This is a genomic window from Nocardioides sp. (assembly GCF_041913365.1).
Taxonomy (GTDB): domain Bacteria; phylum Actinomycetota; class Actinomycetes; order Propionibacteriales; family Nocardioidaceae; genus Nocardioides.
Window position 1 is genome coordinate 160,565 of the sequence record NZ_JAYSFM010000006.1, and the last position, 26,544, is coordinate 187,108.

The 26,544-nt window shown below is 72.8% G+C and carries 21 protein-coding genes; 11 read left to right on the forward strand and 10 right to left on the reverse strand.

Annotation, left to right across the window (positions count from 1 at the left end):
• The first annotated feature begins 26 nt into the window (after nt 1-26).
• Nucleotides 27-710 carry a pirin family protein gene (locus ACE3QY_RS15510; protein ID WP_374456936.1) on the forward strand — a complete coding sequence of 228 codons (684 nt, stop codon included), beginning with the start codon at nt 27-29 and terminating at the stop codon, nt 708-710.
• A gap of 96 nt (nt 711-806) precedes the next feature.
• Here the strand turns inward: ACE3QY_RS15510 and ACE3QY_RS15515 are convergent, their stop codons facing one another.
• A complete protein-coding gene (locus tag ACE3QY_RS15515) occupies nt 807-2,390 on the reverse strand; it encodes an FAD-binding oxidoreductase (RefSeq protein ID WP_374456937.1) in 1,584 nt (527 codons plus the stop codon).
• A 17-nt stretch (nt 2,391-2,407) separates the two neighbouring features.
• On the opposite strand from ACE3QY_RS15515, the gene ACE3QY_RS15520 reads away from it, so the two are divergent.
• Entirely contained in the window at nt 2,408-2,998 is a 591-nt protein-coding gene (locus ACE3QY_RS15520) for a TetR/AcrR family transcriptional regulator (protein ID WP_374456938.1), read from the forward strand.
• Nucleotides 2,998-4,560 carry an FAD-dependent oxidoreductase gene (locus ACE3QY_RS15525; protein WP_374456986.1) on the forward strand — a complete coding sequence of 521 codons (1,563 nt, stop codon included), beginning with the start codon at nt 2,998-3,000 and terminating at the stop codon, nt 4,558-4,560. Before ACE3QY_RS15520 ends, ACE3QY_RS15525 begins: the two co-directional genes overlap by 1 nt.
• A 451-nt stretch (nt 4,561-5,011) precedes the next feature.
• Here the strand turns inward: ACE3QY_RS15525 and glmS are convergent, their stop codons facing one another.
• Together glmS and ACE3QY_RS15535 are read right to left on the reverse strand one after the other, a co-directional pair.
• Nucleotides 5,012-6,835, reverse strand: coding sequence for a glutamine--fructose-6-phosphate transaminase (isomerizing) (gene glmS / locus ACE3QY_RS15530; RefSeq protein WP_374456939.1), 1,824 nt, complete (start codon nt 6,833-6,835; stop codon nt 5,012-5,014).
• 13 nt (nt 6,836-6,848) lie between these two features.
• A complete protein-coding gene (locus ACE3QY_RS15535; RefSeq protein WP_374456940.1) occupies nt 6,849-7,109 on the reverse strand; it encodes a hypothetical protein in 261 nt (86 codons plus the stop codon).
• Between the two features lie 246 nt (nt 7,110-7,355).
• On the opposite strand from ACE3QY_RS15535, the gene ACE3QY_RS15540 reads away from it, so the two are divergent.
• On the forward strand, nt 7,356-7,481 hold the full coding sequence (locus ACE3QY_RS15540) for a hypothetical protein (protein ID WP_374456941.1): 126 nt from the start codon (nt 7,356-7,358) through the stop codon (nt 7,479-7,481).
• 156 nt (nt 7,482-7,637) lie between these two features.
• Complete coding sequence (locus tag ACE3QY_RS15545; RefSeq protein WP_374456942.1) at nt 7,638-8,207, forward strand: YceI family protein; 570 nt, start codon at nt 7,638-7,640, stop codon at nt 8,205-8,207.
• A gap of 163 nt (nt 8,208-8,370) precedes the next feature.
• Here ACE3QY_RS15545 and ACE3QY_RS15550 read toward each other — a convergent pair whose 3' ends face one another.
• Nucleotides 8,371-10,122, reverse strand: a complete 1,752-nt coding sequence (locus tag ACE3QY_RS15550) for a DEAD/DEAH box helicase (RefSeq protein ID WP_374456943.1) — start codon at nt 10,120-10,122, stop codon at nt 8,371-8,373.
• A 95-nt stretch (nt 10,123-10,217) separates the two neighbouring features.
• On the opposite strand from ACE3QY_RS15550, the gene ACE3QY_RS15555 reads away from it, so the two are divergent.
• From ACE3QY_RS15555 to ACE3QY_RS15565, 3 genes are all read left to right on the forward strand, one after another.
• Nucleotides 10,218-11,159, forward strand: coding sequence for a GNAT family N-acetyltransferase (locus ACE3QY_RS15555; protein WP_374456944.1), 942 nt, complete (start codon nt 10,218-10,220; stop codon nt 11,157-11,159).
• A gap of 170 nt (nt 11,160-11,329) precedes the next feature.
• Nucleotides 11,330-12,163: a response regulator transcription factor gene (locus ACE3QY_RS15560; RefSeq protein WP_374456945.1), complete on the forward strand. Its 834-nt coding sequence runs from the start codon at nt 11,330-11,332 to the stop codon at nt 12,161-12,163.
• Nucleotides 12,164-12,323: 160 nt separating this feature from the next.
• A complete protein-coding gene (locus ACE3QY_RS15565; RefSeq protein ID WP_374456946.1) occupies nt 12,324-13,091 on the forward strand; it encodes a response regulator transcription factor in 768 nt (255 codons plus the stop codon).
• A 9-nt stretch (nt 13,092-13,100) separates the two neighbouring features.
• Here ACE3QY_RS15565 and ACE3QY_RS15570 read toward each other — a convergent pair whose 3' ends face one another.
• The 4 genes from ACE3QY_RS15570 to ACE3QY_RS15585 form a co-directional block, all read right to left on the reverse strand.
• On the reverse strand, nt 13,101-16,172 hold the full coding sequence (locus tag ACE3QY_RS15570; RefSeq protein ID WP_374456947.1) for an FtsX-like permease family protein: 3,072 nt from the start codon (nt 16,170-16,172) through the stop codon (nt 13,101-13,103).
• Nucleotides 16,169-18,463: an ABC transporter permease gene (locus ACE3QY_RS15575; RefSeq protein WP_374456948.1), complete on the reverse strand. Its 2,295-nt coding sequence runs from the start codon at nt 18,461-18,463 to the stop codon at nt 16,169-16,171. Before ACE3QY_RS15575 ends, ACE3QY_RS15570 begins: the two co-directional genes overlap by 4 nt.
• A 106-nt stretch (nt 18,464-18,569) precedes the next feature.
• A complete protein-coding gene (locus tag ACE3QY_RS15580; protein WP_374456949.1) occupies nt 18,570-19,217 on the reverse strand; it encodes an ATP-binding cassette domain-containing protein in 648 nt (215 codons plus the stop codon).
• Entirely contained in the window at nt 19,214-20,101 is an 888-nt protein-coding gene (locus ACE3QY_RS15585) for an ABC transporter ATP-binding protein (RefSeq protein ID WP_374456950.1), read from the reverse strand. The genes ACE3QY_RS15580 and ACE3QY_RS15585 overlap by 4 nt, the downstream gene beginning before the upstream one ends.
• A 59-nt stretch (nt 20,102-20,160) precedes the next feature.
• Here ACE3QY_RS15585 and ACE3QY_RS15590 point away from each other — a divergent pair, with 59 nt between their 5' ends.
• From ACE3QY_RS15590 to ACE3QY_RS15600, 3 genes are all read left to right on the forward strand, one after another.
• Nucleotides 20,161-20,811 carry a DNA-binding response regulator gene (locus ACE3QY_RS15590; protein ID WP_374456951.1) on the forward strand — a complete coding sequence of 217 codons (651 nt, stop codon included), beginning with the start codon at nt 20,161-20,163 and terminating at the stop codon, nt 20,809-20,811.
• 62 nt (nt 20,812-20,873) lie between these two features.
• Nucleotides 20,874-23,147, forward strand: a complete 2,274-nt coding sequence (locus ACE3QY_RS15595) for a DUF6351 family protein (RefSeq protein ID WP_374456952.1) — start codon at nt 20,874-20,876, stop codon at nt 23,145-23,147.
• Nucleotides 23,148-23,178: 31 nt separating this feature from the next.
• Nucleotides 23,179-24,696 carry an SDR family NAD(P)-dependent oxidoreductase gene (locus tag ACE3QY_RS15600; RefSeq protein ID WP_374456953.1) on the forward strand — a complete coding sequence of 506 codons (1,518 nt, stop codon included), beginning with the start codon at nt 23,179-23,181 and terminating at the stop codon, nt 24,694-24,696.
• Nucleotides 24,697-24,722: 26 nt separating this feature from the next.
• Here ACE3QY_RS15600 and ACE3QY_RS15605 read toward each other — a convergent pair whose 3' ends face one another.
• Entirely contained in the window at nt 24,723-25,364 is a 642-nt protein-coding gene (locus tag ACE3QY_RS15605) for a LuxR C-terminal-related transcriptional regulator (RefSeq protein WP_374456954.1), read from the reverse strand.
• Nucleotides 25,316-26,464: a sensor domain-containing protein gene (locus ACE3QY_RS15610; RefSeq protein ID WP_374456955.1), complete on the reverse strand. Its 1,149-nt coding sequence runs from the start codon at nt 26,462-26,464 to the stop codon at nt 25,316-25,318. Before ACE3QY_RS15610 ends, ACE3QY_RS15605 begins: the two co-directional genes overlap by 49 nt.
• Nucleotides 26,465-26,544 lie beyond the last annotated feature (80 nt).

The following is a 26,544-nucleotide window of genomic DNA, read 5'->3' on the forward strand; positions in this document are numbered from 1 at the left end:
GGAGGCACATCCGCGAAGATATCGGCATGTCGAGGGCTCTGTACGCCGGATCCACGAGGTCGCAGGAGGCCGTCAAGGGGCGCTTGACCAGGCACTCCTTCTCCTTCGGACCCCACTACGACCCGGCGAACCTCGGGTTCGGCCCGCTGGTCTGCCACAACGACGACCTGCTGGAGCCCGCCGCGGGCTATGCGGACCACCCGCACTCCGAGCTGGAGATCGTCACCTGGGTGCTCGAGGGCGCCCTGGTCCACACCGACTCGACCGGCGCGTCGCACGTCGTCGAGGCCGGCCGGGCGCAGGTCCTCTCCGCCGGGACCGGCATCCGGCACAGCGAGGTCGCCGACGCCGGCTCCGGCCGCTGCCGCTTCGTCCAGGCGTGGCTGGCGCCCTCCGCGCCCGGCGCGTCACCGTCGTACGTCCTGGGCGAGGCGCCGCCGTCGTCCTCCGGGCTCGTCGAGGTCGCCGGCGGCTCCGGGCTCCCGATCGGCACCTCCGGCGCGCGCCTGCTCCTCGCCCGCCTTGGCGTCGGTGACTCGGTCGACCTGCCGGACGACCCCCGCCAGCACGTCTTCGCCGCCACCGGCGCGGTCACGGTCGGGGACACCGCCCTCGCCGCCGGCGACGCGCTCCGGATCACCGACGAGGGAGGCCAGGCGGTCCGGGCGACCGAGGACACCGACCTCCTCGTCTGGTCCTTCCGCGCCTGACCTCTCGGGGTAGTTAGGGACGAACTGGTAGGTCCGAGGCCGCTCCCTCCTACCAAAACGTCCCTAACTACCCCGACGGCGGCGGGCGGCGGGGTGTCAGGGGATGAGGACGCCCGGGTTGAGGATCCCTGCCGGGTCGAGCTCGGCCTTGACCGCGCGGAGGATGCGCACCCCGACGTCGCCGATCTCCTGGGCGAACCACGGCGTGTGGTCGGTGCCGACGGCGTGGTGGTGGGTGATGGTCGCGCCGGCGGCGATCATCGCGTCGCTGGCGGCGGCCTTGGCGACCTGCCACTGCGCGATCGGGTCCTCGGCCTGGCGGGCGGCGACGGTGAAGTACAGCGAGCAGCCGGTCTCGTAGACGTGCGAGACGTGGCAGAGCACGAGCGTGCCCTCGCCCAGGGTCGACTGGAGCGCGGCCTTCACCTCGGCGTACAACCGCTCCCGGTTCGACCAGAAGGTCGCGGTCTCGAGCGTCTCGACGAGCACCCCGTGGTCGAGGAGGGAGTCGCGGAGATAGGGCGCACCGAACCGGCCGTGCACCCACTTCTCCCCCGGCTCCGTGCCGAGCGCCGTACCGCCGAGGTCGGACAGGACGGCAGTGACCGCGGCCTGCCGGGCGGAGACCTGCGACACGGTGCCCTCGTAGCCGGTGATCATCAGGCAGCCCGGGTCCTCGGCACCGCCTATGGACGACGGGTCGGCGAGGTTGATCGCGGTCTCGGACTCGTCCGAGAGGCGGATCACGGTCGGCAGCACGCCGGCCTGCGCGAGGGTGCGCATCGCGTCGGAGCCGGCGTCGAAGGACGGCCAGCGCCACCCCTCGTACGTCGTCACCTCGGGGAGGCGACGCACCCGCACCGTCACGGACGTGATGACGCCGAAGGCGCCCTCCGAGCCCAGCAGCAGTTGGCGCAGGTCGGGGCCGGCGGCGTTGGCCGGCGAGGAGCCGAGGTCGAGGGAGCCGGTCGGGGTGGCCGCGGTCAGCCCGACCACCATCGCGTCGAAGCGGCCGTAGCCGGCGCTGGACTGACCGCTGGAGCGCGTCGCCGCGAAGCCGCCGATCGAGGCGTGCAGGTACGACTGCGGGTAGTGGCCGAGCACCAGCCCGTGCTCGGCGAGCAGCGCCTCGGCCTCGGGGCCGCGGAGGCCGGGCTCGAGGGTCGCGGTCATCGAGACCTCGTCGACGGCGAGCAGCCGCTTCATCCGCACCAGGTCGAGGCTGACGAGGCCAGCGAAGCCCTCACGACGCGCGGCCAGCCCGCCGGTCACGCACGTCCCGCCGCCGAACGGGACGACCGCCACCCGGTGCTCGCTCGCCCACGCCAGCACGGCAACGACCTCCGCGTGCCCCATCGGCCGGACCACCGCGTCGGGGGCGTCGGCGAGGTCGCCGGCCCGGGCGCGCAACAGGTCGGGCGTCGACTTGCCGCGGGTCCGCAGGGTGCGAGTGGCGTCGTCGGTGAGCACGTGCTCGGCACCGAGCGTCTCGCGCAGCGCGTCGAGCAGCGCCTCGTCCAGCGCCGACGCGGGTGGGACCGCGCCGGTCACGGCGGGGCGGTCCTGCAGGCCGAAGGCCAGCTCGACCAGGCCGCGCGCGGACTCGGGCAGCTCGGCGGCGGCAGCGGGGTCGCCCCAGCGCTGCGGGTGCATCTCGACGGTGGGCTCGGCTGGGCTCATGCGTTACAGTGTGACATATGTCGTCACTTCGTCACATCCCGGATGCGCGGCTCGACGGCTACCTCGACGCCGCGCGGGACTGCATCCTCGACGTCGGCTGGCGACGTACGACGCTCACGGAAGTCGCGAAGCGCGCCTCGGTCTCCCGGATGACGATCTACCGCGCGTGGCCCGACATGGGCTCGCTGCTCGGCGACCTGATGACCCGCGAGTGGGTCGGCATCGCCGCCGCCACCCGCGTCGCCGCCCTCGACACCACGACGCCGGCGGGCATCGCAGCGGCCGCACTCAGCACGGTCCGCGCGCTGCGCGACAACGCGCTGTTCGTCCGCATCGTCGAGCTCGACCCCGACCTGATGCTGCCCTACCTCCTGTCGCGGCGCGGCCGGTCGCAGGAGGCGCTGATCGAGATCCTCGCCTCCGAGATCGAGAGCGGCCAGGCCTCGGGCGCCATCCGCCCCGGCGACCCCACCCTCATGGCCCGAGCCCTGACGCTCGCCGGCCACGGCTTCGTCTTCTCGGCCCTGACGATGGTCGACGCCGACGTCTCCCTCGAGGACCTCGACGCCGAGTACGTCCGGCTCGTCGCCCGGACGCTGGAGCCGTGATGACGGGCAACGAGCAGCGCATCACTCCCGGCCTCGTCGGCATCCCCACCGAGGTCGACGTGGTGGTCGTGGGCCTCGGCATCACCGGCGCCGGCGTCGCCCTCGACGCGGCCACGCGCGGCCTCTCCGTCCTCGCCGTCGACGCGCACGACCTGGCGTTCGGCACCTCGCGCTGGTCCTCCAAGCTCGTGCACGGCGGCCTCCGCTACCTCGCCCAGGGCCAGTTCGCCATCGCCCACGAGAGCGCCGTCGAGCGGGGCATCCTGATGGACGTCACCGCCCCGCACCTGGTCCGCCCACTGCCGATGCTCACCCCCGTCAACGACGCGATGCCCCGCAGCCGCACGGCACTGACCTGGGCCGGGCTGCACGGCGGCGACGTGCTGCGCCGCACCGCCCGCACCTCGGCGCGCACGCTCCCCCGCCCCCGGCGGCTCAACGCCACCGAGGCACTCAACCTCGCCCCCGCCCTGCGCGCGGAGACGCTGCGCGGCGGCTACCTCGCCTGGGACGGGCAGCTGGAGGACGACGCCCGGCTCGTCACGACCGTGGCCCGCACCGCGGCGTCGTACGGCGCCCACGTCCGCACCCGCGCCCGCGCCACCTCGGCGACCGGCACCGCCGTCGAGCTCCGCGACGGGCTCACCGGCGAGGTCCACGCGGTCCGCACCGGGGCGGTGGTCAACGCGACCGGCGTCTGGGCCGGCGACCTCGACGACCAGGTCCGGCTCCGCCCCAGCCGCGGCACGCACCTGGTGCTGCGTGGCTCCGCGCTCCCGGAGACGCGGGTCGCGGTGATGGTGCCGATCCCCGGGTCCCGGGCGCGCTTCGCGATGGTGCTGCCGCAGCCCGACGGCACGATCTACGTCGGCCTCACCGACGAGCCGGTGACCGGCCCGGTCCCTGACGTGCCGACCCCGAGCGACGCCGAGGTCGACTTCCTCCTCGAGGTCGTGGCCACGGCGTTCACCACGCCCCCCACCCGCGACGACGTGGTGGGCGCCTTCGCCGGGCTGCGCCCCCTCCTGGAGGTGGCCGGCACCGACGAGTCCTCCGACCTCTCCCGCCGCCACGCCATCCTCACCTCGCGCACCGGGGTGACCACCGTCGTCGGCGGCAAGCTCACGACCTACCGCCGGATGGCCGAGGACGCCCTCGACGCCGTCGTCGCCACGACCGGCCTCCTGGCGCTGCCCTGCCGGACCGCGACGCTCCCCCTCCTGGGCGCCGCACCGCGGGAGGACCTGCGCCGCAGCACCGCCCCCACCCGGCTCGTACGCCGCTTCGGCACTGACGCCGACCTCGTCCTCACCACCGCCCGCGAGGTCACCGGGCTGCGTGACGACGAGCTGCTCGCCCCCGTCTCCGAGGACGTGCCGGTGACCCTCGCCGAGCTCGTCTTCGCAGTCACCCACGAGGGCGCTTACGACGTCGACGACCTGCTCGACCGGCGTACGAGAGTGGGCCTGGTGCCGGCCGACCGTGAGGTCGCCGAACCCCTCGCGCGGCGCGCGCTCGAGCTCGTCGCCGGGACGGTCTCGGCCCGTCCGACGGACCAGTGACGTAGCCGACAGCAAAATCCGCCGGCACTTCCGGCGAACCCCGGACAGGACGCGGGGCAGGTGGGAAGGTTCTCCACGGCGCGCCCCTTGCTGACCCCATGCAGCAAGGGGCGCCCGGTCCATTTACATGTGCGCCTCCGCTTCGCTTCGGCGCGTGTCGCGGCGCTCGTAACCCGCTCGTTCGTGAGCCGCGCCTTCGCCTGACCTAGTTAGGGACGTACTGGTAGGTCAAGCACACCCACGACCTACCAGTACGTCCCGAACTACCCCGGCGCACGCCGCCCGGATCGCCCCTGCCTCCCCAGCCCACGCGCTCGGCGCCCGACGTCGTCTGGACTGAGGAGCGAGCGAGCGCGACGAGCGCAGCGAGACAGCTCGGGAGCGACGAGGGAAGACGACGTCTCCAAGGGCGCCGAGCACGCGCGAGCGGAGCGAGCGCCAGACAACACAGTCACTCGACCGTGACCGACTTCGCGAGGTTGCGGGGCTTGTCGATGTCGTGGCCGAGGTGGAGAGCAGCGTGGTAGGCGAGCAGCTGGAGCGGGATGGTGAGCAGGATCGGGTCGAGCTCCGGCTCGTTGCGGGGGACGACGATCGTGCGGGCGGCGACCTCGCCGAGGTCGACCTCCTCGTGGGTGACGACCACGAGCGGGCCCTGGCGGGCATCGATCTCGTGGAGCGCGCCGACGTTGCGCTCGGTGAGCTCGTCGTGCGGCACGAGCGCGACGGTCGGCACCTCGGGGTCGATCAGCGCGAGCGGGCCGTGCTTGAGCTCGGAGGTCTGGTAGGCCTCGGCGTGGCGGTAGCTGATCTCCTTGAACTTCTGCGCGCCCTCGCGCGCCACCGGGAAGCCGCGCACCCGGCCGATGAAGAACAGGCTCCGCGCCTCGGCCAGGGACTTCGCGACCTCGACCATCTCCTCCTCGCCGGCGAGGATCTCCTCGATCTGGCCGGGGAGCTTCTCGAGGCCGGCGACCAGGCGCTTGCCGTCGGCGATCGACAGGTCGCGCACCCGGCCCAGCTGCAGCGCGAGCAGCGCGAAGCCGAGGAACATGTTGGTCAGTGCCTTCGTGCTCGCCACGGCGACCTCGGGGCCGGCGTGGAGGTAGATGCCGCCGTCGCACTCGCGCGCGATGGCCGAGCCGACGACGTTGATCAGGCCGACGCAGCGCCCGCCCTTGCGGCGTACCTCCTGCACGGCGAGCAGCGTGTCGATGGTCTCGCCGGACTGGCTGACCGCGACGTAGAGCGTGTCGGGCTCGATGACCGGGTCGCGGTAGCGGAACTCGCTCGCGGCCTCGGCGTCGGCGGGGATGCGGGCCAGCTCCTCGATCAGGCCGGCGCCCATCTGGCCGACGTAGTAGGCCGAGCCGCAGCCCAGGATCTTCACCCGCCGGACGGCGCGCAGGTCGCGGGCGTCCATGTCGAGGCCGCCGAGGTGCGCGGTGCCGAAGCGCTCGTCGAGCCGGCCGCGCAGCACCGCCTGGGCCGTGGTCGGCTGCTCGAGGATCTCCTTGCGCATGTACGACGCGTGGTCGCCCGCCTCGTAGGCCGCGGCGTCGATGTCGACCTCGGTGGCGGTCTTGCCGGTCGCCGCGAGGTCGTGGTGGCGCATGGTGCTGAAACCGGCCGCGGTGATCGTGGCCATCTCCCCGTCGTCGAGCATCGCCACCGTCGTGGTGTGGCGCACGATCGCGGCGAGGTCGGAGGCGACGTACATCTCCTTGTCACCGACCCCCACGACGAGGGGGCTGCCGTTGCGCGCGGCGACGATCCGGTCCGGGAAGTCCGCGTGCACCACGGCCAGGCCGTACGTCCCCACGACGGCGCGCAGCGCGTCGCGCACCTTCTCCTCGAGGGTGTCGGCGTCGCTGCGCGCGACCAGGTGGGCGATCACCTCGGTGTCGGTGTCGCTGGCCAGCGTGATCCCCGCTTCGGTCAGCTCGGCGCGCAGCGCGGCGGAGTTGTCGATGATGCCGTTGTGCACGACCGCCACCCGGCCGAGCTCGTCAGTGTGCGGGTGGGCGTTGACGTCCGTCGCCGGACCGTGGGTCGCCCACCGGGTGTGGCCGATGCCGGTCGACCCGGCGAAGCGCTTGGGCAGCGACTCCTCGAGGTCACGCACCCGGCCGGCCTGCTTGGCGACCCGGATCCCGCGCGTGCCGATCACGGCGACGCCGGCCGAGTCGTAGCCGCGGTGCTCGAGGCGGGTCAGTCCTTCGAGGACGACCGGAGCGGCGTCCTGGCGGCCGATGTAGCCGACGATTCCGCACATGGGTGGATGTCTCCTATCCGTAGATGATCCGGCGCAGCTGTCTCTCAGACAGCTCCGGTGGTGCCACGACGCGCTCGCGCAGCTCCTCGGCGATGCGCGCGAAGATCTCGGGGTTCTTCGCGCCGTACGTCTTGAGGCTGGCGTGCCGCGCCCGGACGTACTCCTCCACCGGTTGTGCGTGGAAGGCGATCACGTCCTCGATCACCCGGGCCGCCTCACCGGGCGTCAGCGACGTGGTGGCGACGACGTGGGAGACGAGCGCGGGGTCGGGCACCGGATGATCCTGCGATCCGCAGAGGTCGATTGACAAGTTCCTGCCCGAAATCGGGCAGATCGTCACGCGAAGCCTGACTCACTCCCTCGACACCGTCATCACACCCGCCACAAGGGGAGGGAGCGAGCGTCGTACGGCGGTGCTCAGGGTGCCGAGTGGGGGATCCGTCACGATCTTCAGCGAAAGATGGTGCGCAGGTGGGGACGTGCTATCTTTGGTGAACAGAAAGTGAACGGGAGGTGTCACATGAGCAAGCAGACGATGACTGGTGCGCCGGTCTGCACCTGGGTGGCCGTCACGGATGCGTCGGGTCGCACCCGCATGGAGGCACGCTGGTCGATCGCCGGAGCTGCCCACACCAAGGCAGCCTGAGCGCAGATCCCAGGTCCCGAGCCGCGTCCCCGCCGGGGGCGCGGCTCGCTGCATGTCGGGCGGTAGGCGAAAACTTCCGTCGCCCGGGAATGAACCGAGGCAGCTCCTCGTTAGGGTGGTTGAAAGTTCTACCAACCACCACCCAGGAGCTCTCCCATGACCACCGGTTTCGACGCCCCCACCACCGCCATCGACGACATCTCCGGCGACTACGCCCTCGACGTCAGCCACAGCCGCCTCGGCTTCGTGGCCCGCCACGCGATGGTCACCAAGGTCCGCGGCCAGTTCGGCGCCTTCAGCGGCACCGCCACCATCGACGAGGCCACCCCGGCCAGCTCCAAGGTGGAGCTCAGCATCGACGTCACCTCCGTCGAGACCGGCAGCGCGGACCGCGACGGCCACCTCAAGTCCGGCGACTTCTTCGACGCAGAGACCTACCCCGCGATCACCTTCACCTCCACCGACGTGAAGCGCGACGGCAACGACTGGACCATCACCGGCGACCTGACCATCAAGGACGTCACCAAGCCCGTCACCATCGAGTTCGAGCAGACCGGCTCCGCCGTCGACCCGTTCGGCAACACCCGCGTCGGCTTCGAGGGCGAGACCACCATCAACCGCAAGGACTGGGGCCTCACCTGGAACGCCGCACTCGAGACCGGCGGCGTCCTCGTCTCCGAGAAGATCAAGCTGGAGTTCGACGTCTCGGCCATCAAGAACGCCTGATCACCGACCGGGCACTTCCTCCCGGTCCTGAGTGTCGACCGGGCACTTCGTCCCGGTCACGCTGACAACGCCCCCTTCCTCCGCCGAGGCAGGGGGCGTTGTCACGCGTCCGGACGGGGAGGAAGTGCCCGCTCACCTGACCGGACGGGGAGGAAGTGCCCGGTCAGTGCCGCGGGTTCTTGCCCTTGTAGCCGCCGCCCTTGTGACCGCCCTTGCGAGGACCGCCGTGGCCGCCGCCGGGACGGCCGCGGAACGGGCCGTTGTCGGGCTTGATGTCGATGAGCTTGCCGGAGATGCGGGTGTCGGCGAGGCGCTCGAGGGTGCCGCGCGGCAGGTCCGCCGGCAGCTCGACGACGGAGAAGTCCGGCTTGATGGAGATGTAGCCGAAGTCGCCGCGCGAGAGCCCGCCCTCGTTGGCGAGCGCACCGACGATCTGGCGCGGCTCGACCTTGTGCCGCTTGCCGACCTCGATGCGGTACGCCGCCATCGGCTGGCCGCTGCGCGACTCGCGGGGACCGCGGTCGGCCTTGCCGCCGTGGCTCGAGCGCTCCTCGAACGACCGCTGTCGCGGCTCAAGCTCCGGCTCGAGCAGCAGCGGCTGCTCGCCGTGCATGACCGCGGCCAGGGCGGCGGCCACGTCGACCTCCGCGACGCCGTACTCGCCGACGTAGTGCGAGACCACGTCGCGGAAGAAGTCGATCCGCTCGGGCTGGGTGAGGGCCTGGGTGATCTGGTCGTCGAAGCGCGTGAGGCGGGTGGCGTTGACGTCGTCGACGGTCGGCAGCTGCATCTGCGTGAGGGGCTGGCGGGTCGCCTTCTCGATCGCGCGGAGCAGGTGGCGCTCGCGCGGGGTCACGAAGGCGATCGAGTCGCCGGTGCGACCGGCGCGACCGGTGCGGCCGATGCGGTGGACGTAGGACTCGGTGTCGGTCGGGATGTCGTAGTTGACGACGTGGCTGATCCGCTCGACGTCGAGGCCGCGCGCGGCGACGTCCGTGGCGACGAGGATGTCGAGCTTGCCGGCCTTGAGCTGGTTGACGGTGCGCTCGCGCTGGACCTGGGCGACGTCGCCGTTGATCGCCATCGCGGAGTAGCCGCGGGCGCGCAGCTTCTCGGCCAGCGTCTCGGTCTCGTTCTTGGTGCGGACGAAGACGATCATCGCCTCGAAGTTCTCGACCTCGAGGATGCGGGTGAGCGCGTCGACCTTCTGCGGGTAGGACACGATCAGGTAGCGCTGGGTGATGTTGGAGGCCGTGGAGGTCTTGCCCTTGACGGAGATCTCGACCGGGTCGGAGAGGTAGTTCTCCGCGATGCGGCGGATCGCCTTGGGCATGGTGGCCGAGAACAGCGCGACGTCCTTGTCGGACGGGGTGTCGGCGAGGATCGTCTCGACGTCCTCGGCGAAGCCCATGTTGAGCATCTCGTCGGCCTCGTCGAGCACGAGGAAGCGCAGCTCGCTGAGGTCGAGCGTGCCCTTCTCGAGGTGGTCCATGACGCGTCCCGGCGTGCCGACGACGACGTGCACGCCGCGGCGCAGCGCGGAGAGCTGGACGCCGTAGCCCTGGCCGCCGTAGATCGGCAGCACGTTGACGCCCTTCAGGTGGGCGGCGTAGCGCTCGAAGGCCTCCGACACCTGGAGCGCGAGCTCGCGGGTCGGGGCCAGCACCAGCGCCTGCGGCGTCTTCTGGCTGCGGTCGAGCCGCGACAGGATCGGCAGCGCGAACGCGGCCGTCTTGCCCGTGCCGGTCTGGGCGAGGCCGACGACGTCGCGGCCCTCGAGCAGCGGCGGGATGGTGCGCGCCTGGATGGGCGAGGGCGTCTCGTAGCCGACGTCGGCGAGCGCCTTCAGCACCTCGGGCGAGAGCCCGAGGTCGGCGAAGGTCTGCTCGGGCGTGTCCACTGCGTCGTCACTCACCCTGCAACGGTAGGGCCTCGCGGGCGGATCGGGCATTCCGCGGGCGGCAGATATCCGCGCGACAGCGCGCCACGTGAGGCAGCACACTCCTGCCCATGCCAGGAAGCGTCCCCGCCCTCCCCGCAGGGCTCACCACCCGACCGCTCGAGAAGACCGACGCGCACGCCGTCTTCGTGCTCATGGCCGCCCAGGAGCAGGAGGACATCGGCGAGGTCGCGATCGAGGAGGCCGACATCGTCAGCGACTGGGCGCGGCCCAGCCACGACCTCGGTGCCCGCTCCGTCGGCGTCTTCGACGGCGACACCCTCGTGGCGTACGCCGAGCTGATGGGCGCGGACCGCGCCGACACGTCCGTGCTGCCCGCCTACCGCGGCCGCGGCATCGGCACCTGGCTCGCCCACTGGCTGCAGGACCTCGGCCGGCGGATGGGCTCGCAGGTCATCGGCATGCCGGTGCCGCAGGGCTCGCCGGGCGACGTGCTCCTCGAGGGACTCGGCTACCGGGTCCGCTGGACCAGCTGGGTGCTCAAGCTCCCCGAGGGGGCGACGATCCCCGACCGCGACCTGCCCGAGGGCTACGTCGTACGCGCTGCCGAGCCCGGCGAGCTGCGCGCCGCGCACGACGTGCTCGAGGACGCCTTCCTCGAGTGGTCGAAGCGCGACCGTGAGCCCTTCGAGGACTTCGAGGCCTCCACCGCGGGGCGGCCGGGCTTCGAGCCGTGGAACCTCCGGGTCGCCCTCGACCCGGCCGGCGAGGTCGTCGGCGTCTCCCTGGTCCTGGTCTCCGACAACGGCACCACCGGGTACGTCGACCGGCTCGCGGTGCGGCGCGACCAGCGCAACCGCGGACTGGCCCAGGCCCTGCTCGTGGACTCGTTCGCCCGGGCGCGTGAGCACGGCACGACCACGTCCGAGCTCAGCACCGACTCCCGCACCGGAGCCCTGACGCTCTACGAACGGGTCGGCATGGTGGCCACCAGCACGTGGGTCAACCGCGGCATCGACCTGGGCGTTACCGAGGAAAGCGCGGCACAGTGAGCCAGATTCGAGGGATTCCGAAGTATCACGCGGTGGTCTAGACCGAGCACCCGACCACTGGATTGAGGCTCCCACAAACGGGGTAGGCCACTTACCATCGATCGACGCCGTTCGGGCGGTGCCACGGCGGGGGCGTGGGGCTCCGGTCTGGAAACTGTGGGGGGTAGGACGTGCAAGATCTTCATGCGCTGGTCGTCGAGGACGATCCGGACATCTCATCGGCGTTGGTGGAGACCCTCGAGGGGGCGGGTTTCCGCGTCACGTCGGCGCGCGACGGCAGGGCAGCGGTGGACGTGGCGGCAGCCGATCCGCCCGACCTCGTCACGCTCGACCTGACGCTGCCGCACATGGACGGCATCGAGGTGTGCCGTCGGATCCGGGAGACCAGCGACTGCTACATCGTGATCGTGTCCGCGCGGTCCGACGAGGTGGACAAGCTGATCGGCCTCGAGGTCGGTGCCGACGACTTCGTGCTCAAGCCGTTCTCGCCGCGCGAGCTGCGCGCCCGGGTGGCGGCACTCTTCCGCCGGCCCCGCTCGGCCACGCTGGTCGACGAGGCGCCCGGGGCGACCGCCCCGCACGTGCCGAGCCCGTCGCAACCGGCCGACGAGCCGAGCATCATCTCGTGCGGCGCGGGACTGGTGATCAACTCGGCCCGCCGCGAGGTCCAGGTCGACGGCACCATCGTCGAGCTCACCCGCATCGAGTACGACGTCCTGGAGTTCCTCGCCACGCACCTCTCACGGGTCTGCACCCGCGAGGAGATGGTCCTCGCCATCTGGAGCAGCGCGCTGACCCACGACCACCACCTCGTCGACGTCCACGTGGCCAACCTCCGCGGCAAGCTGCGGCGCCACTCCGACGCGACCTGGATCCACACCATCCGCGGCATCGGCTACCGGATGGACAAGGAAGGCCAGCAGCACGGACGCCGGGCGGGCGGGGGGCCCTACCTGGTGGCCCGGTTCGACTCCGAGGACTGGGCCCGCGGCCTGGACTTCTGAACGACCGGTACGACCCGCTGAGGACCGGGTCGCCCGCACCGGCGCCACACAGAGTGGCACCGGTCGGTAAAGCCTGTTCCACAGCACCACGCACGTCTGGTGGGCGCGAGCACGCGAACACTAGAATCACCAAGCGGGGGGATAGGCGGGGGCACGACACATGATCAACCAACGCACGGCCGTTGTCGTCGAGGACGACAGCGACGTGGGCGAGCTCATCTCGGGGCTGCTGGACCAGGCAGGGTTCGCGGTCACTGTGGTGACCACCGGCGCCGAGGCGCTGGCCGTCATCCGCGAGCAGCTGCCCGACCTCGTCACGCTCGACATGTCGCTGCCCGACATCGACGGTGTCGAGGTGTGCCGGCAGGTCCGGCTCGTCTCCGACTGCTACGTCATCGTGATCAGCGGCCGGACCTCCGAGATCGACCGGCTCATCGGTCTCGAGGTCGGTGCCGACGACTACCTCGTCAAGCCGTTCTCGATGCGCGAGCTGCAGGCGCGCGTGGCCGCGCTGTTCCGTCGGCCGCGCGCCACGGATGCGGCCCCCGAGCCGCGACGCGCACCGGCCGCGGCGCCCGCCACCAACGGCCACCGGCGGGCGGAGGCCGGACAGCTCGGCTGCGACGACCTGAGCCTCAACACCGGGGCCCGCGAGGTCCGCGTCTCCGGCGAGGAGGTCGACCTGACCCGCACCGAGTTCGACCTGCTCGCCCACCTGGTCAGCCACCCCGGCGTGGTCGTCCCGCGGGAGGACCTGCTCCGCGCGGTGTGGGCGACCGACTTCGTCCCGGAGAGCACCCACGTGGTCGACGTCCACCTGGCCAACCTGCGCCGCAAGCTCCGCACCGATGCGGCCGCGTCCAACGACCACGAGTGGATCCGCACGATCCGCGGCGTCGGCTTCCGGTTCGACCCCTGCTGCACCTGAGCCGACTGCTCAGCGGGCCGACTCGCGCAGCGTCGCGCCCCGGGCACCGCGCACGGTCATCGACGCGCTGATCAGCGCGACCGTGCCGAAGACCGCGGCGGCCAGCAGCGCCAGCACCACCAGCCGGAGCGGCGAGATCGCCGCGACCAGCGCCGGCGTGGTGGGGTCGTCGGCGTAGCCGAGCGTGATGGTGCGCAGCACCACCCACTGTGCGAGGGAGCCGGCCAGGATGCCGGCCAGGGCCGCGCTGCCGAGCACGACCGCGAGCTCGCGCACCACTGCCACCATCACCGACGCGCGCGGCACGCCCACCACGCGCAGCGCGGCAGCGTCGCGGCGCCGGGCCGGGAGCTGCACGGCCGCGCTGACGAACAGACCCGCCAGGGCCATGACAAGGACCAGCGCGGCGACGACGCCGTACAGCCGGAGCGCGAGGGCGTACGCGCTCTGGTCGAGGACGTGCCGCTCCTGCGCGAGGGTGGTCTCGACGCTCAGCCCGGCCTCCGCGAGCGCCTCGGTGACCGACGTCGGGGCACCCGCGCGGGCCAGCACCCGGACGGTCACCAGGTTGTCGTAGACCGGCCGGTCGGTGATGAAGGAGGAGTAGTCGACGAGCAGTCCGGACGGGCCGGTGAAGGGCATGCCCTCGATCTCGCCGACGCGGTCGACCGGGATCAGGCCGTAGCCCTCGTCGAGCTTCGCGATCGCGCGGTCCTGGACCTTCGGGCCGGCGAGCGCCGGGCGGTCGCGGGTGATGCCGCCGGCCGTGAGGCGGGCCATGCCCACCGAGTCGCCGGTGTCGACGGTCAGGTCGAGTGCGCCGCCGGACTCCGCCATCTCCGTGATGGAGGTGCGGACCGCCGGGTCGGGCGTCGGCGTCCAGCCCGCACCCTCGATGCCGCCCTCGACGGGCGCGCCGTCGACCTGGATGTCGAGCAGCCGCAGCGTCCCCGACATGGCCGTGTTGGTGCCGGCGCCGCCACCCAGCGTCATGCCCTCCAGCGGGCACCCGTCCTTGCAGAAGGGGATCCGCGTGGTGCGGGTGTGCTCGCCCTCGGGGAAGGGACCGAGGTACGCCTTCAGGGGCGCGCCACCGCGGCTGCCGAACCGCACCTCGACGGCGAGGTCGCGGTCCATGTCGGCCCGGTTGTCGATGGTGAGCGAGAGCCGCTTGCCCTGCACGGTCGGGACGACGCCGGCGGGGGCGATCGCGTCGACGACCTGGTCGACGTCGAGGTCCGGGCTCCAGGTCGGCGGCCAGGTCGCGACCCGGGCGAGCCGGCTGCTGTCGACGATCGAGAAGTTGGCGCCGGGGTTGGTGGCGCTCGCGGCCGCCATGATCCACTCGCCCTCGGGGTCGATGCTCCGGGTGAGGTCGACGGCCTCGGAGACGGTGAGCGTCGTGGACCACGTGGTGTCGGCCGGTGAGGCGGTCGCCGCGACACTGGTGCGCCAGGTCGCCGCCGAATCGTAGACGCCGGCGCCGAAGACCGCGACCGCGATGGCGGCAGTGATCGGCAGGATCACCAGGGTGCCCTCCTGGCGGCGCGAGATCGCACGCGCGGAGACGAAGCCGCTCAGCGACCGACCGCGCGAGCGGCCGGTCCACCACGTGGCGAGCACCGAGGTGAGCCTGGTCGCGGCGAGACCGGCGACCACGGCGAGGAGCACGGGGAGGACCAGGTCGGTCGCGTCCGGCTCGCCAGGCCCGCCCGCCGACAGCTTGCTCACGAGGGTCGCCGCGGCGAGCGCGACGAGGGTGAGCTGGGCGATGACCGACCAGCGGCGCGCGGCCACCGGGCGGCGTACGCCGGAGAGCTGGGAGGCGAGCGACTCACGCACCACCAGGCCCACGGCCACGCAGGCGACGGCGAACGCGGCGACCAGCACCAGGCCGGCGGCGATCCAGCTCGCGGCGGGGAGCGGCAGCGGCAGTCCGGGCACCAGCCAGCTGCGGACGAGCAGGACCGAGAGGCCGAGGCCGAAGCCGGCACCGACCGGGATGGCGATGAGCAGCAGCGCGAGCGGCTCGGCGAGGCCCAGGCCCCACAGCCGGCGTGCGGTGACGCCGCGCAGCGAGGCGAGGGCGAGCTCGGGCACGCGCAGCTCGCTCGCCGCGTTGAGCAGCCGCATCAGCAGGGCCAGGGCGACCAGGACCAGCGACAGCACCGCGGGTGCGATCGAGCTGCGCGCGGTCGACTGCTGGAAGCGGACCTCGTCGACCACGTCGGCCAGGGAGTTGGTGTCGTCCTTGCGGAGCGTGCCGCCCTCGACCTCGAGCTCGGTGTCGCTCGGCACGGTCAGGGCCGCGGCGGCGGCCTCGTCGAGCTGCTCGGGGGTCAGGTCGGCCGGGACGTCGAGGGGCGTGTCGACCCGCACCGTCCACCCGCCCATCGCGGTGACGGTGTCGTCGGTGGTGATGATCGGGGCGGGCTGGTACGGCGTGTAGCCGCCGTTGATGGTCGTCTGCTCGTTGGTGCGGGTCAGCCGCTGGGGGATCAACCAGCCGTCGCCCGGGCCGGGGGTGTCGTAGGTGCCGACGACCGTGACCTCGGAGAGGCCGGGACGCGGCAGGCCCAGCGCCTTGGTGCCGGGGGTCTCGTAGATCGGCAGCCGGAGCGGCTCGCCGAGCTCGGCGCCGTTGGCCTCGGCGTCGGCGGTGAGCATGAGCACCTCGCCCTGCTTCTCCGGGCAGCGACCCTCGATCTCGAGGTGGTCGCAGGCGTCCGCCCGCGACCAGAAGGTCACGACGCCGCGCAGCGCGCTGAACCTCTCCGACAGGACCGTGACGACGGGCTCCTGCCACGGGCCGCTCGTCAGCGACTCGGACGCGGCGACCGCGTCGCGCTCGGCCTGCTCGAGGGGGATCCCGGTGTCGGGCGTGAAGACCCGGCTGAGGCCGGTGAGTCCCGTCGGGGTCTCCTGCAGCCGGGTGACGACGTAGGAGTTGGTGACCGCCTCGGAGAAGACCGGGCCGAGCACGGCCGACCCGATCGCGAGCGCGGTCAGCAGGACCGAGCCCGCCGACAGCAGGGCCCGGGCACGCAGGCCGCGGAGGATGGCACCGAGGAGCTGCATCATCGCGCCTCCTCCTCGCGCAGCAGGCTGGGCTGGGTGGTGGCGGAGCGGACGGCGCGGGCGCGTCCGCCGACGAGGACGACGGCCACTGCAGCGACGACCGCGGGGACGGCCAGCGGCCACGTGTGCGGGCTGGTGTCGAGGGGCATGCCGGCGGGCGGGTTGGCGAGCAGCGGGATCCCGCCCAGCAGCAGGGTGACCGCGAGCCAGCCGCCAGCGACGACGACACCGAGGACCAGCAGCGTCAAGCTGACCAGCTCGGCGCGCCCGGCCCGGCGTGCCGTCGCCACCGAGATGCCGAGGACGCGGAGCGAGGCGACGTCGCGGCGGTAGTCGCGCAGGTGGCGTGCCACGCCGGCGCCGAGCGCGAGCAGCGCGACGAGGGCGCACGCCAGGGCGGTGAGGGCGTACGCCACCGACTGGGCGCCGCCGTAGCGCTCGCCCAACGACGCGCGGACCGAGCCGAACGTGCGCCAGGACGAGCCGGTCGCCTCGGCGACCTCGTCGAGCATCGCCCGCGGGGTGCCGTCGGCCGCGACGACCTGGACCTCGGCGGACGGGACGGTCGGTCCGGACCCGGCGGCGGAGGTGCGGATGTCGGTCAGCAGGCCGATGCTGCCGAGCAGCGGGAGGGTGCGGGCGACGCCGATCACGTCGGTGGCCCGGTCGTCGCCCCCGAGGTCGAGGGCCTGCGGCTCGGACTCGCCGGCGACCAGGGCCGGGACGGCGGCGCCGGCGTCGAGGTGGAGCTCCATCGTCACGCTGGGCAGGAGCGCGACCTGGAGGCCGTCGGGGCGGTTGACCACGAGGGTGCGGGGCGGCTGGTAGCCGGGGAAGAAGTTGTTGTTGAGCAGCGAGTCGAGGGCCGACCGGTCGGCGACCCAGGTGCGCCCGGCGAGGTCGGTGTCGCCGAGCACGAAGCGCTCGACGAGGAAGGTCATGCCGCGGTTGTCGAACACCACGTCGGCCCCGCGGGCGACGTCGATGCCGGTGATCGTGCAGCCTCGCGCGCAGTCGCGGACCCGGACGCTCCGGGTGACGGGGCGGCCGTCGCGCGGCACCACGAAGGGCACCGCCACCGAGCCGGTGGCGTTGCCCGAGGTGACGTAGCGCAGGGTGAGCTCGCCGTCGCCACCGCCGAAGGTCTCCCGCACGCCGTCCGGGCCGACGAACGAGCGGACCGGCGGCACGTCGATGCCGGAGGCGGTGAGGGTCAACCGGCTGCCCGTCACCTGGAACGGCTCGACGTCCCCGCGGAGCCGGTCGACCGCGTCGGACGCGGCACGTGCCGGGGTGTCGTCGTAGAAGCCGCCGACGACGGAGTCCCACCGGTCGGCGTCGACGTAGGCCCGGCGCTCGGCCAGGCGCTCGTCGTTGCGGACGATCGCCGTGGCGATGAGGTGGGTGGCCTCGGGGTCGACGCGCTCGGTGAGCTCGAGCGCCCCCATGGCGCCGGTGTCGGCGGAGATCACGCGCGCGCCCGGCACCTCGACGCGGGCCTGGTCGTCGGTCCAGCCGCTGACGCTCACCGAGCCGCTGAGGGCGAGCGAGCCGACGACCGCCGCCGCGACGACGAGACGGATCGGGGTGACCAGGTCGTCGGCGCGGGCCAGCCGGCGGGCGGCGAGGAAGGCGCCCATCCCCCGCTTCTCGGTGGCCGGGGTGAGCCCGCGGGCGGCGATCCGGATGACCCAGATCGCCAGCTGGCCCAGCGCCAGGCCGACCAGCGCCGGCCCCACCAGGACCACGAGGTCGGGATCCCCGTCGGCCCCCCGGCTGCGGTACGCCGCCACGCCGGCGCCGACGAAGACGAGGACGCTCAGGAAGATGGCGAGCGTGGTGGCGCGTCGCGGACGCCGTCGCGTGGAGACCTGCACGGCGAGCGGCTCGCGCAGCGCGGCCGCCGCCGAGAGCCCCACGATCACCAGGCCGACGCCGGCGATCGCGGCGGTGGCGAGCAGGGCCGGCCGACCCCAGGGCTCCGCCGCCTCGTCGAGCCAGGTCCGCGTGGTGACGACGGTGCCGACCGCCCCGAGAGCCAGCCCGACCAGGGCGCCGAGCACGATCGCGAGCAGGGGCTCGAGCAGCAGGAAGCGCCACAGGCGCAGGCCGTGGATGCCGCGCAGCCGCGCCAGCCCGATCTCCTCGCGCCGCGCGACCGCGAGCTCGGCGCCGATGCTGGGCACGGCGACCGCGCCGAGGAGCAGCAGCGGAGCGGTCAGCCACGGCGAGATGTCCGCCGCGCGGGCGAACTGGAGGACCGTCACCGCGCCCGCGACGACGACCACCGTCATCAGCACCAGGGTCGTCAGGGCTCCCCGACGGCTCCAGGCGCCACGAAGGACACGACTCAACGACGTGACCTCTTCAGGAAGGGGTCCGCGTGCTGGTGCGCGGCGCTCACCGGACGACCCGGCCCTCGTCGAGGGCGATGTGCAGGTCGCAGGCCTCGACCACGGCGGGGTCGTGCGTCGCGACGACCACGACGGCACCGCGCGCGGCCTCCTCGCGCAGCTCCTGCAGCACCACCCCGCGGTTGCCCTCGTCGAGCTCGGAGGTCGGCTCGTCGGCGAGGAGCACGTCGGCGCCGACGACGAAGCCACGCGCGCACGCGACGCGCTGCATCTGGCCGCCGGACAGCTCCTCGACCTGTCGCTCGCCGAGGTCGGCGATGCCGAAGCGGGCGAGCGCCGCCTCGGCGGCCTCGTCGGCGTCGGCGGGCGGGACACCCCGAGCGCGCAGGGCGATCGAGACGTTCTCGCGGGCGGAGAGGATCGGCACCAGGCCGTAGACCTGCAGGACGAAGGCGACCTCGGGCAGCGGGTCACCGCTGCCGGTCCACATCTCCTGCCCGTCGAGGACGGAGGTGCCCGAGGTCGGCTGGAGCAGCCCGCCGGCGATGGACAGCAGCGTGGTCTTGCCGGATCCGCTCGGGCCGGACAGCGCGGTCACCTTGCCGGCCGGGAAGACGACGCTGACGTCGTCGAGCAGCGTCCGCCCGGCGACGTAGGTGATGGAGTCGAGCCGCAGCTCGCGCGGGTCGGTCACGCGTTGCTTCCTTCGCTGCTGGCGCGGGTCACGATGATGCGGCCCTGCTCGTCGTCCTCGAACCGGACGAGCGTGCCCGGCGGCCACTCGGCGGCGATGTGGCCGGGCAGGTGGAGGACGCCGTCCTCGCCGACCACGGCGTACTCGGAGCCGCCGTGTCCCTCCGCGCCGACGCGACCGCCCTTCATGGTCACCGTGCGCGGGAAGGTCGCGGCCACCTCGGGCTGGTGGGTGACGACCACGATCGTGGTGCCGAAGTCGTCACCGAGGGAGTGGACCAGGTGCAGGACGTGGTCGCGGTCGGCGTGGCTGAGCTGGCTGGTCGGCTCGTCGGCGAGCAGGAGCCGCGGCGAGGTGGAGACGGCGCAGGCGAGGGCCAGGCGCTGGCGCTGGCCGCCGGACATCGTGGAGACCACCTGGTCGGCCTGGTCGAGCAGCCCGACGCGGTCGAGCAGCTCGGTGTCGGCCAGCGCGTCGTCGCGCTCGGACCCGGACAGCGAGAGCCGCGCGAAGGCGATGTTCTGGCGGGCGGTGGCGTAGGGCAGCAGGTTGCGCGTGGAGCCCTGGAGCATGGTGGAGACCTGGCGCGACCGGATGCGGGCGAGGTAGCGCTCGCCCATCCGGGAGATCTCCTCGTCGCCGAGGAAGATCTTGCCGGCGCTGGGGCGCTGGATGCCGCCGAGCAGGGCGAGCAGGGTGGACTTCCCCGAGCCGCTGGGGCCCAGGAACGCGACCCGCTCACCGGGGCGGATCGTCAGGTCGACCCCGCGCAGCGCCACCACGTCGTGGCCGCCGAAGGTCTTGTAGAGGTGGACGACACCTTCGCACCGGATCCCGAGCCCTCCCGTGCGGGTCTCCTCGACCGCAGCCGCGCTCTCCCGCACGTACCCCCCTTTGAGTGAACAACCGGCTCAACATACACAAACTGTCGTACCTTGAGCCCATGGTGATCCGAGTCGCGCTCGTCAACGACGACGAGGTCGTCGTGCGCGGCCTCGACGCGATGATGCGCAGCTACAGCCACCGGGTCGAGGTGGTCGAGCTGGTGGCCGGCAAACCGGTCGCCGCACCGGTCGACGTGGCGCTCTACGACACCTTCGGCATGGGCCAGGGCAACGGCGAGGCGGTCAAGAAGCTCGTCGACAGCCCGCAGGTCCGCAGCGTCGCCGTCTACACCTGGAACTTCCAGCCCTGGCTGACCCGCGACACCCTCAACCAGGGGGTCCGCGGCTACCTCTCCAAGAGCCTGCCCGCCGCCCGCCTCGTCGACGCGCTCGGCGCGATCGCCGCCGGCCAGGTCGTGGTCTCGCCCTCGCGCGGCCGCTCCGCGCTCGTGGGTGGCGACTGGCCCGGCCGGGAGGAGGGACTGACGGCCCGCGAGGCCGAGGTGCTCTCCCTCATCACCATGGGCCTGAGCAACCAGGAGATCGCCGACCGCACGCTGCTGTCGCTGAACTCCATCAAGTCCTACATCCGCTCGGCCTACCGCAAGATCGACGTCGACTCCCGCTCCAAGGCGGTGCTCTGGGGCGTCGAGCACGGGATGCGCGCCGACCGGGTCCGGATCAACGGCTCCCCAGCGCGCGAGTCGTGACCGGCGAGTAACCACCGTCACGCCTGCGTCGTTGTCCTCCTGAACCCCTCAGGAGGTACGCCGTGCGCCAGCACCCCGCCCGCCCGACCGTCGCCGTCGTCGGCGTCGCCCTGGCCGTCCTCGCCGCCCTGCTGGTGGCGGGCACCGCGCCGGGGTCGGCGGCTCCCCAGCGGGCAGGGAAGGTGCGGATCCAGGTGCTGTCCAACCGCGCCGACCTCGTCTCGGGGGGCGACGTGCTGGTCCGGATCACCGCGCCGCGCAAGGCCGGTGCGCTGCGGGTGACGCTGTCCGGCACGGACGTGTCGAAGAAGTTCCGGAAGCGCTCGACCGTCCTGCTCACGGGGCTGCGCAACGGCCGCAACGTGCTCGTCGCCCGCGCCGGACGGGCGAAGGCCGACCGCGTCGTGATCACCAACCACCGCAACGGCGGGCCTGTGTTCAGCGGCCCGGTCGCGGCGGCGTACGACTGCCAGGACACGGCGACGGACGCGCTCTGCAACGAGCCGGCGCGCTACTCGTGGCTCTACAAGCCGACGGGCAAGAAGGCGCTCGAGCCCTACGACCCCGCCCACCCCGCCGGCGACGTCGACACCGCGACCACCGACCAGGGGAAGACGGTGCCGTTCGTGGTGCGGCGCGAGGACGGCTACCAGGACCGTGACCGCTACACGGTCCTCACCCTCTTCACCCCGGGTGAGAGGTGGAAGGCGTGGGCGCCGCAGGAGCAGTGGAACCACAAGGTCCTCGTCACCCACGGCGGCGGGTGCGGCGCGAGCTACGCGCCCGCGGAGCCGCCGCTCGCCGACGCGTCGGGCACCCTCGACGCAATCCCGGTGCCGCTGCTCGACAACACGTACGTCGAGGCGCTCGGCCGCGGCTTCGCGGTGATGTCGACCGCGCTCGCCAACACCGGGCACAACTGCAACGTCGCCCACAACGCCGAGTCGCTGATGATGGCGAAGGAGCGGATCGTCGAGCGCTACGGCACGATCCGCTACACGATCGGCACCGGCTGCAGCGGCGGGTCGGTCGCGCAGCACACGGTCGCCAACGCGTACCCCGGCATCTACCAGGGGCTGGTGACCACCTGTTCCTACCCCGACGTGATGAGCCCCGGCTCGCAGTTCGCGGACTACCACCTCATGCGCGCCTACTTCGAGGACCCGACGCGCTGGGGCGCCGGCGTGGTCTGGTCGCCGACGCAGATGGCCGACGTCGAGGGGCACCTGACCCCGGTCAACGCCGTCACCGCGGACGAGGGTCTCTTCAAGAGCGCGATCAATCCGGAGCACGCCTGCCCCGGGGTGCCCGAGCCGGTCGCCGGTGACACCTCGACCCGCTTCGACTCCGACACCAACCCGGGCGGCGTGCGCTGCGACATCCTCACGCTGATGCGCAACCAGCTCGGGCCCCGGCCGCAGTCGGTGTGGGGCGCGCAGGAGAAGGCGGTGGGCCACGGGTTCGCCGGCCTGCCGTTCGGCAACACCGGCGTGCAGTACGGGCTGGCGGCGCTCGAGGGCGGGCGGATCACGCCCGAGCAGTTCGTCGACCTCAACGAGAAGATCGGCGGGCTCGACGTGAACGCCGACACGATCGCCGCGCGCACCGCGGGCGACCCGGCCTCCATCGCGAACGCCTACCGGACCGGCCTGCTCAACGAGTTCAGCAACACCAGCGAGGTCGCGATGATCAACCACGGCGGCCCCGACCCCGGTCTCGCGCACGACTACGCGCACGCCGTCTGGAGCCACCTGCGGCTGCAGCGCTCGCAGGGCCACACCGACAACCGCGTCGAGTGGTTCGGCCCGACGCCGCTTCTCGGCGACGTGCGCTGGCCCGTCGAGGCCTTCGTCGCGATGGACGCCTGGCTGGCTCGCGTCGAGAAGGACCGTCGCGCGCTGCCCCTGGCCCGCAAGATCGTCGAGGACAAGCCCGCCTCGCTGACCGACCGCTGCCTCGCCGACGGGGTGCCCGACGTCGTGTGCCGCGCCGACATCGCCCGCACCAACCTCTCGACCCCGCGCCAGGAGGCCGGCGGCCCGGCGGCCAACGACGTGCTGGCCTGCCAGGTGAAGCCCCTGGACCGGACGTCGTACCTCCTGCCCGGCGGGCTGCCCGTCCCCTTCACCGACGCCCAGTGGGCGCGGTTGAGGGCCGTCTTCCCGACGGGCGTCTGCGAGTGGGCGCTGCCCGGGATCGGCCAGGGGTCCGCGACCACGTGGCTGGGCTACGGCACGGCGACTTCCCCCGTGTACGGCGGCGAAGAGCTCGGCCGGGTGCCGGCGGGGTCCGGCCTCGGGTGGTTCGGGCGGTCCTTCCGCCCGATCTGGCGGTGATGGAATCACCTCCGGCCCGTACCCTGCTCCGGTGAGTGAGCAGAACCAGCAGGGCATCGACCCCGACAAGCTCGCGGTCGCCCTCGAGGTGCTGCAGCAGGTGGCGGAGCTGCCGCCCGACCACGACGACGTACGCACCATGAAGCGCGCCGCGTCGTACATGTACAAGCTGATCAAGAAGCAGCGTCGCGCCGAGATCCGCCAGGAGCGGCACCAGCACGACCTCGACATCATCGCGAGGACCGCCACCGGGTCGCCGATGCGCATCGACGACGAGACCGCCGGGATCCCGCTGGTCTCGAGCACGGTCGGCGCGTTCGCCGGCGAGCTGATCACGGCGCGCGGCTGCTACATCTGCAAGCAGGACTTCACCCTCGTCGACGCGTTCTACCACTGGCTCTGCCCGACCTGCGCGGCGATGAGCCACGCCAAGCGCGACCAGCGCACCGACCTCACCGGCAAGCGCGCGCTGCTCACCGGTGGCCGCGCGAAGATCGGGATGTACATCGCGCTGCGGCTGCTGCGCGACGGAGCCCACACCACCATCACCACGCGCTTCCCGAAGGACGCCGTCCGCCGCTTCGCCGCGATGGAGGACTCCGCCGACTGGCTGCACCGGCTCAAGGTCGTGGGGATCGACCTGCGCGACCCGACCCAGGTCATCTCGCTGACCGACGACGTCGCTGCCGACGGGCCGCTCGACATCATCATCAACAACGCCTGCCAGACCGTACGCCGGCTGCCGGGCGCGTACTCGCACCTCATCGACGGCGAGAACGCCCCGCTGCCGACCGCCGAGTCCCTGGGCGTGGAGGCACTCCCGGAGATGGTCACCTTCGACCGGATCTCCGAGGCCCACCCGGCGGCCATCGCCGGCGCGCTGACCGACACCGCGGTCGCCCACCACGAGGGCGAGTCGGCCGAGCACGCGCTGGCCGCCCACAACGCCGCGTCCCTGACCGCCCTCGCCCTGAAGGCGGGGGGCGCCTCGCTGGAGGCGCACCTGGCCGGCACCGCGATCGACGCCGGCGGCCTGATCCCCGACATCCAGGACAACAACTCGTGGACGCAGGTCCTCGACGAGGTCGACCCGCTGGAGCTCCTCGAGGTGCAGTTCTGCAACTCGATCGCGCCGTTCCTGATCAACTCCCGGCTGCGGCCCTCGCTGCGGGCGGCCGTGCAGGGCGGCGCGCGCCGGGCGTACATCGTCAACGTCTCGGCGATGGAGGGGCAGTTCGGCGGGCGCCGCTACAAGGGCGCCGGCCACCCGCACACCAACATGGCCAAGGCCGCGCTCAACATGATGACCCGGACCTCGTCCGGCGAGCTCTTCGAGGCCGACCGGATCCTGATGACCGCCGTCGACACCGGCTGGATCACCGACGAGCGGCCGCACCACGAGAAGCTGCGCATCGCCGCCGAGGGCTGGCACGCGCCGCTCGACCTGGTCGACGGCGCCGCGCGGGTCTACGACCCGATCGTCCTCGGCGAGCGGGGCGAGGACGTCTACGGCTGCTTCCTCAAGGACTACCAGCCCGCCCCCTGGTGAGCCTCTGGTCAGCCCCCTTGTGAGGCTCAGACCTCGAGCCAGGCCAGCACCGCGAGCACCCGGCGGTTGTCGTCGGGCGCCACGGGCAGGTCGAGCTTGGTGAAGATGCTGTTGGCGTGCTTGTCGACGGCCTTGGGCGTGATGAAGAGGCGCGCGGCGATGGCGGCGTTCGAGCGACCCTCGGCCATCAGCGCGAGCACCTCGCGCTCGCGCTCGGAGAGCCGGTCGACGGCGCGGGCCCGGGGCCGCGCCATGATCGCTGAGACGACCTCGGCGTCGAGGACGGTGCCCCCGCCGGCCACGCGGTGCACGGCGTCGACGAACTCCCGGATGTCGCCGACCCGGTCCTTGAGCAGGTAGCCGACCGCTCCCCCGCCGTCGGCGAGGAGCTCGCGGGCATAGAGGTGCTCGACCCACTGGGAGAGCACCACGACGGGGAAGCCCGGGCGGGCGGACCGGCAGGCGATCGCGGCCCGCAGGCCCTCGTCGGTGAGCGTGGGCGGGAGGCGTACGTCGAGGATCGCCGCCTCCGCGTCGGGGTCGGCGAGTGCCGTGTCGAGGGCCGGCGCGTTGTCGACCGAGTGGAGGATCGTGAAGCCGTGGGCCACCAGGATCCGGGTCAGCCCGTCGCGGAGGAGGGCGTTGTCCTCGGCGAGGACGACTCGCACGGCACCTCCAGCGTGACCAGGGTGGGACCACCCGCGGGGCTCGAGACTCTCACGCTGCCGTCGAGGGCCGCCAGCCGCCGCGCCACCCCGCGCAGCCCGGTGCCGCCCGCGGGGTCGGCGCCACCCCGCCCGTCGTCGCCGACCACGACCACCAGCAGGTCGTCGCGACGGTCCAGCTCGACCCAGGCGCGCTCGGCCCCGGCGTGCTTGGTGACGTTGGCCAGGCACTCGAGCACCGCGAAGTAGACCGCCGTCTCGACCGGGGCTGACGGCCGGTCGGGCAGGTCACCGGACACCGTGACCGGCACCGCCAGGTCCAGGGCCAGGGCCTGGACCGCGCCTGCGAGCCCCCGGTCGGCGAGCACCGGCGGGTGGATGCCGCGCACGACGTCGCGGATGTCGCCGAGCGCCGCACCCGTGGTGGTCGAGGCCTCGGCGAGCAGGTCGCGCGCGGCCTCCGGGTCGGAGTCCATCAGGTCGCGGGCGAGCCCGAGGTTCATCTGGAGGGCGACCAGCCGGGCCTGGGCGCCGTCGTGGAGGTCGCGCTCGATGCGCCGCAGCTCCGCGGCCGAGTCCTCGACGGTCTCCGCGCGGGTCTCCGTGAGCACCTGGACCCGCTCCTCGAGCAGCTCGTGGTTGCCGCGGCTCAGCAGGCGGGCGTCGGCCACCGCACGCAGCCGCATCAGCTGCGGAGTGGCGTACCACCAGAGCACCAGCGTCACGAGGCAGACCATCAGCAGGACGACGACCAGCGAGACGGCGAGACCGAGGGTCGCCGACACCAGGGCCCAGGCGAGCTCGCGCCACGTCATCGGGTCGCGGCCCCACGTGGCCATCCGGGCCGGCAGCGACCGGTCGTCGTCGGGGAGCCGGTCGGCCGGCACGGGGTGGCCGAGGGTCGTGGCCGCCATCGCGCGGTGGCGGTCGGCGATCCAGCGCAGCATCGGCAGGCCGAGGAGCAGGATCGGGATGCCGACGACCAGCGGAGCGGTGGCACCGCCCACGGCGACGAGCACGGCCGCGACCAGCGTCGGCACGGCCAGCGCCACCTGGGCGAGGGCGTGGCCGGTCAGCCGGAGAGGGCTCGGTCGTGGCGCCATGGCTCCATCCTCACCGATCGCGGCGCCCCGGTCGGTGGGGTTTCCCCCACCTCGGACCGGGAGGTGCCACCCCTGCCGGA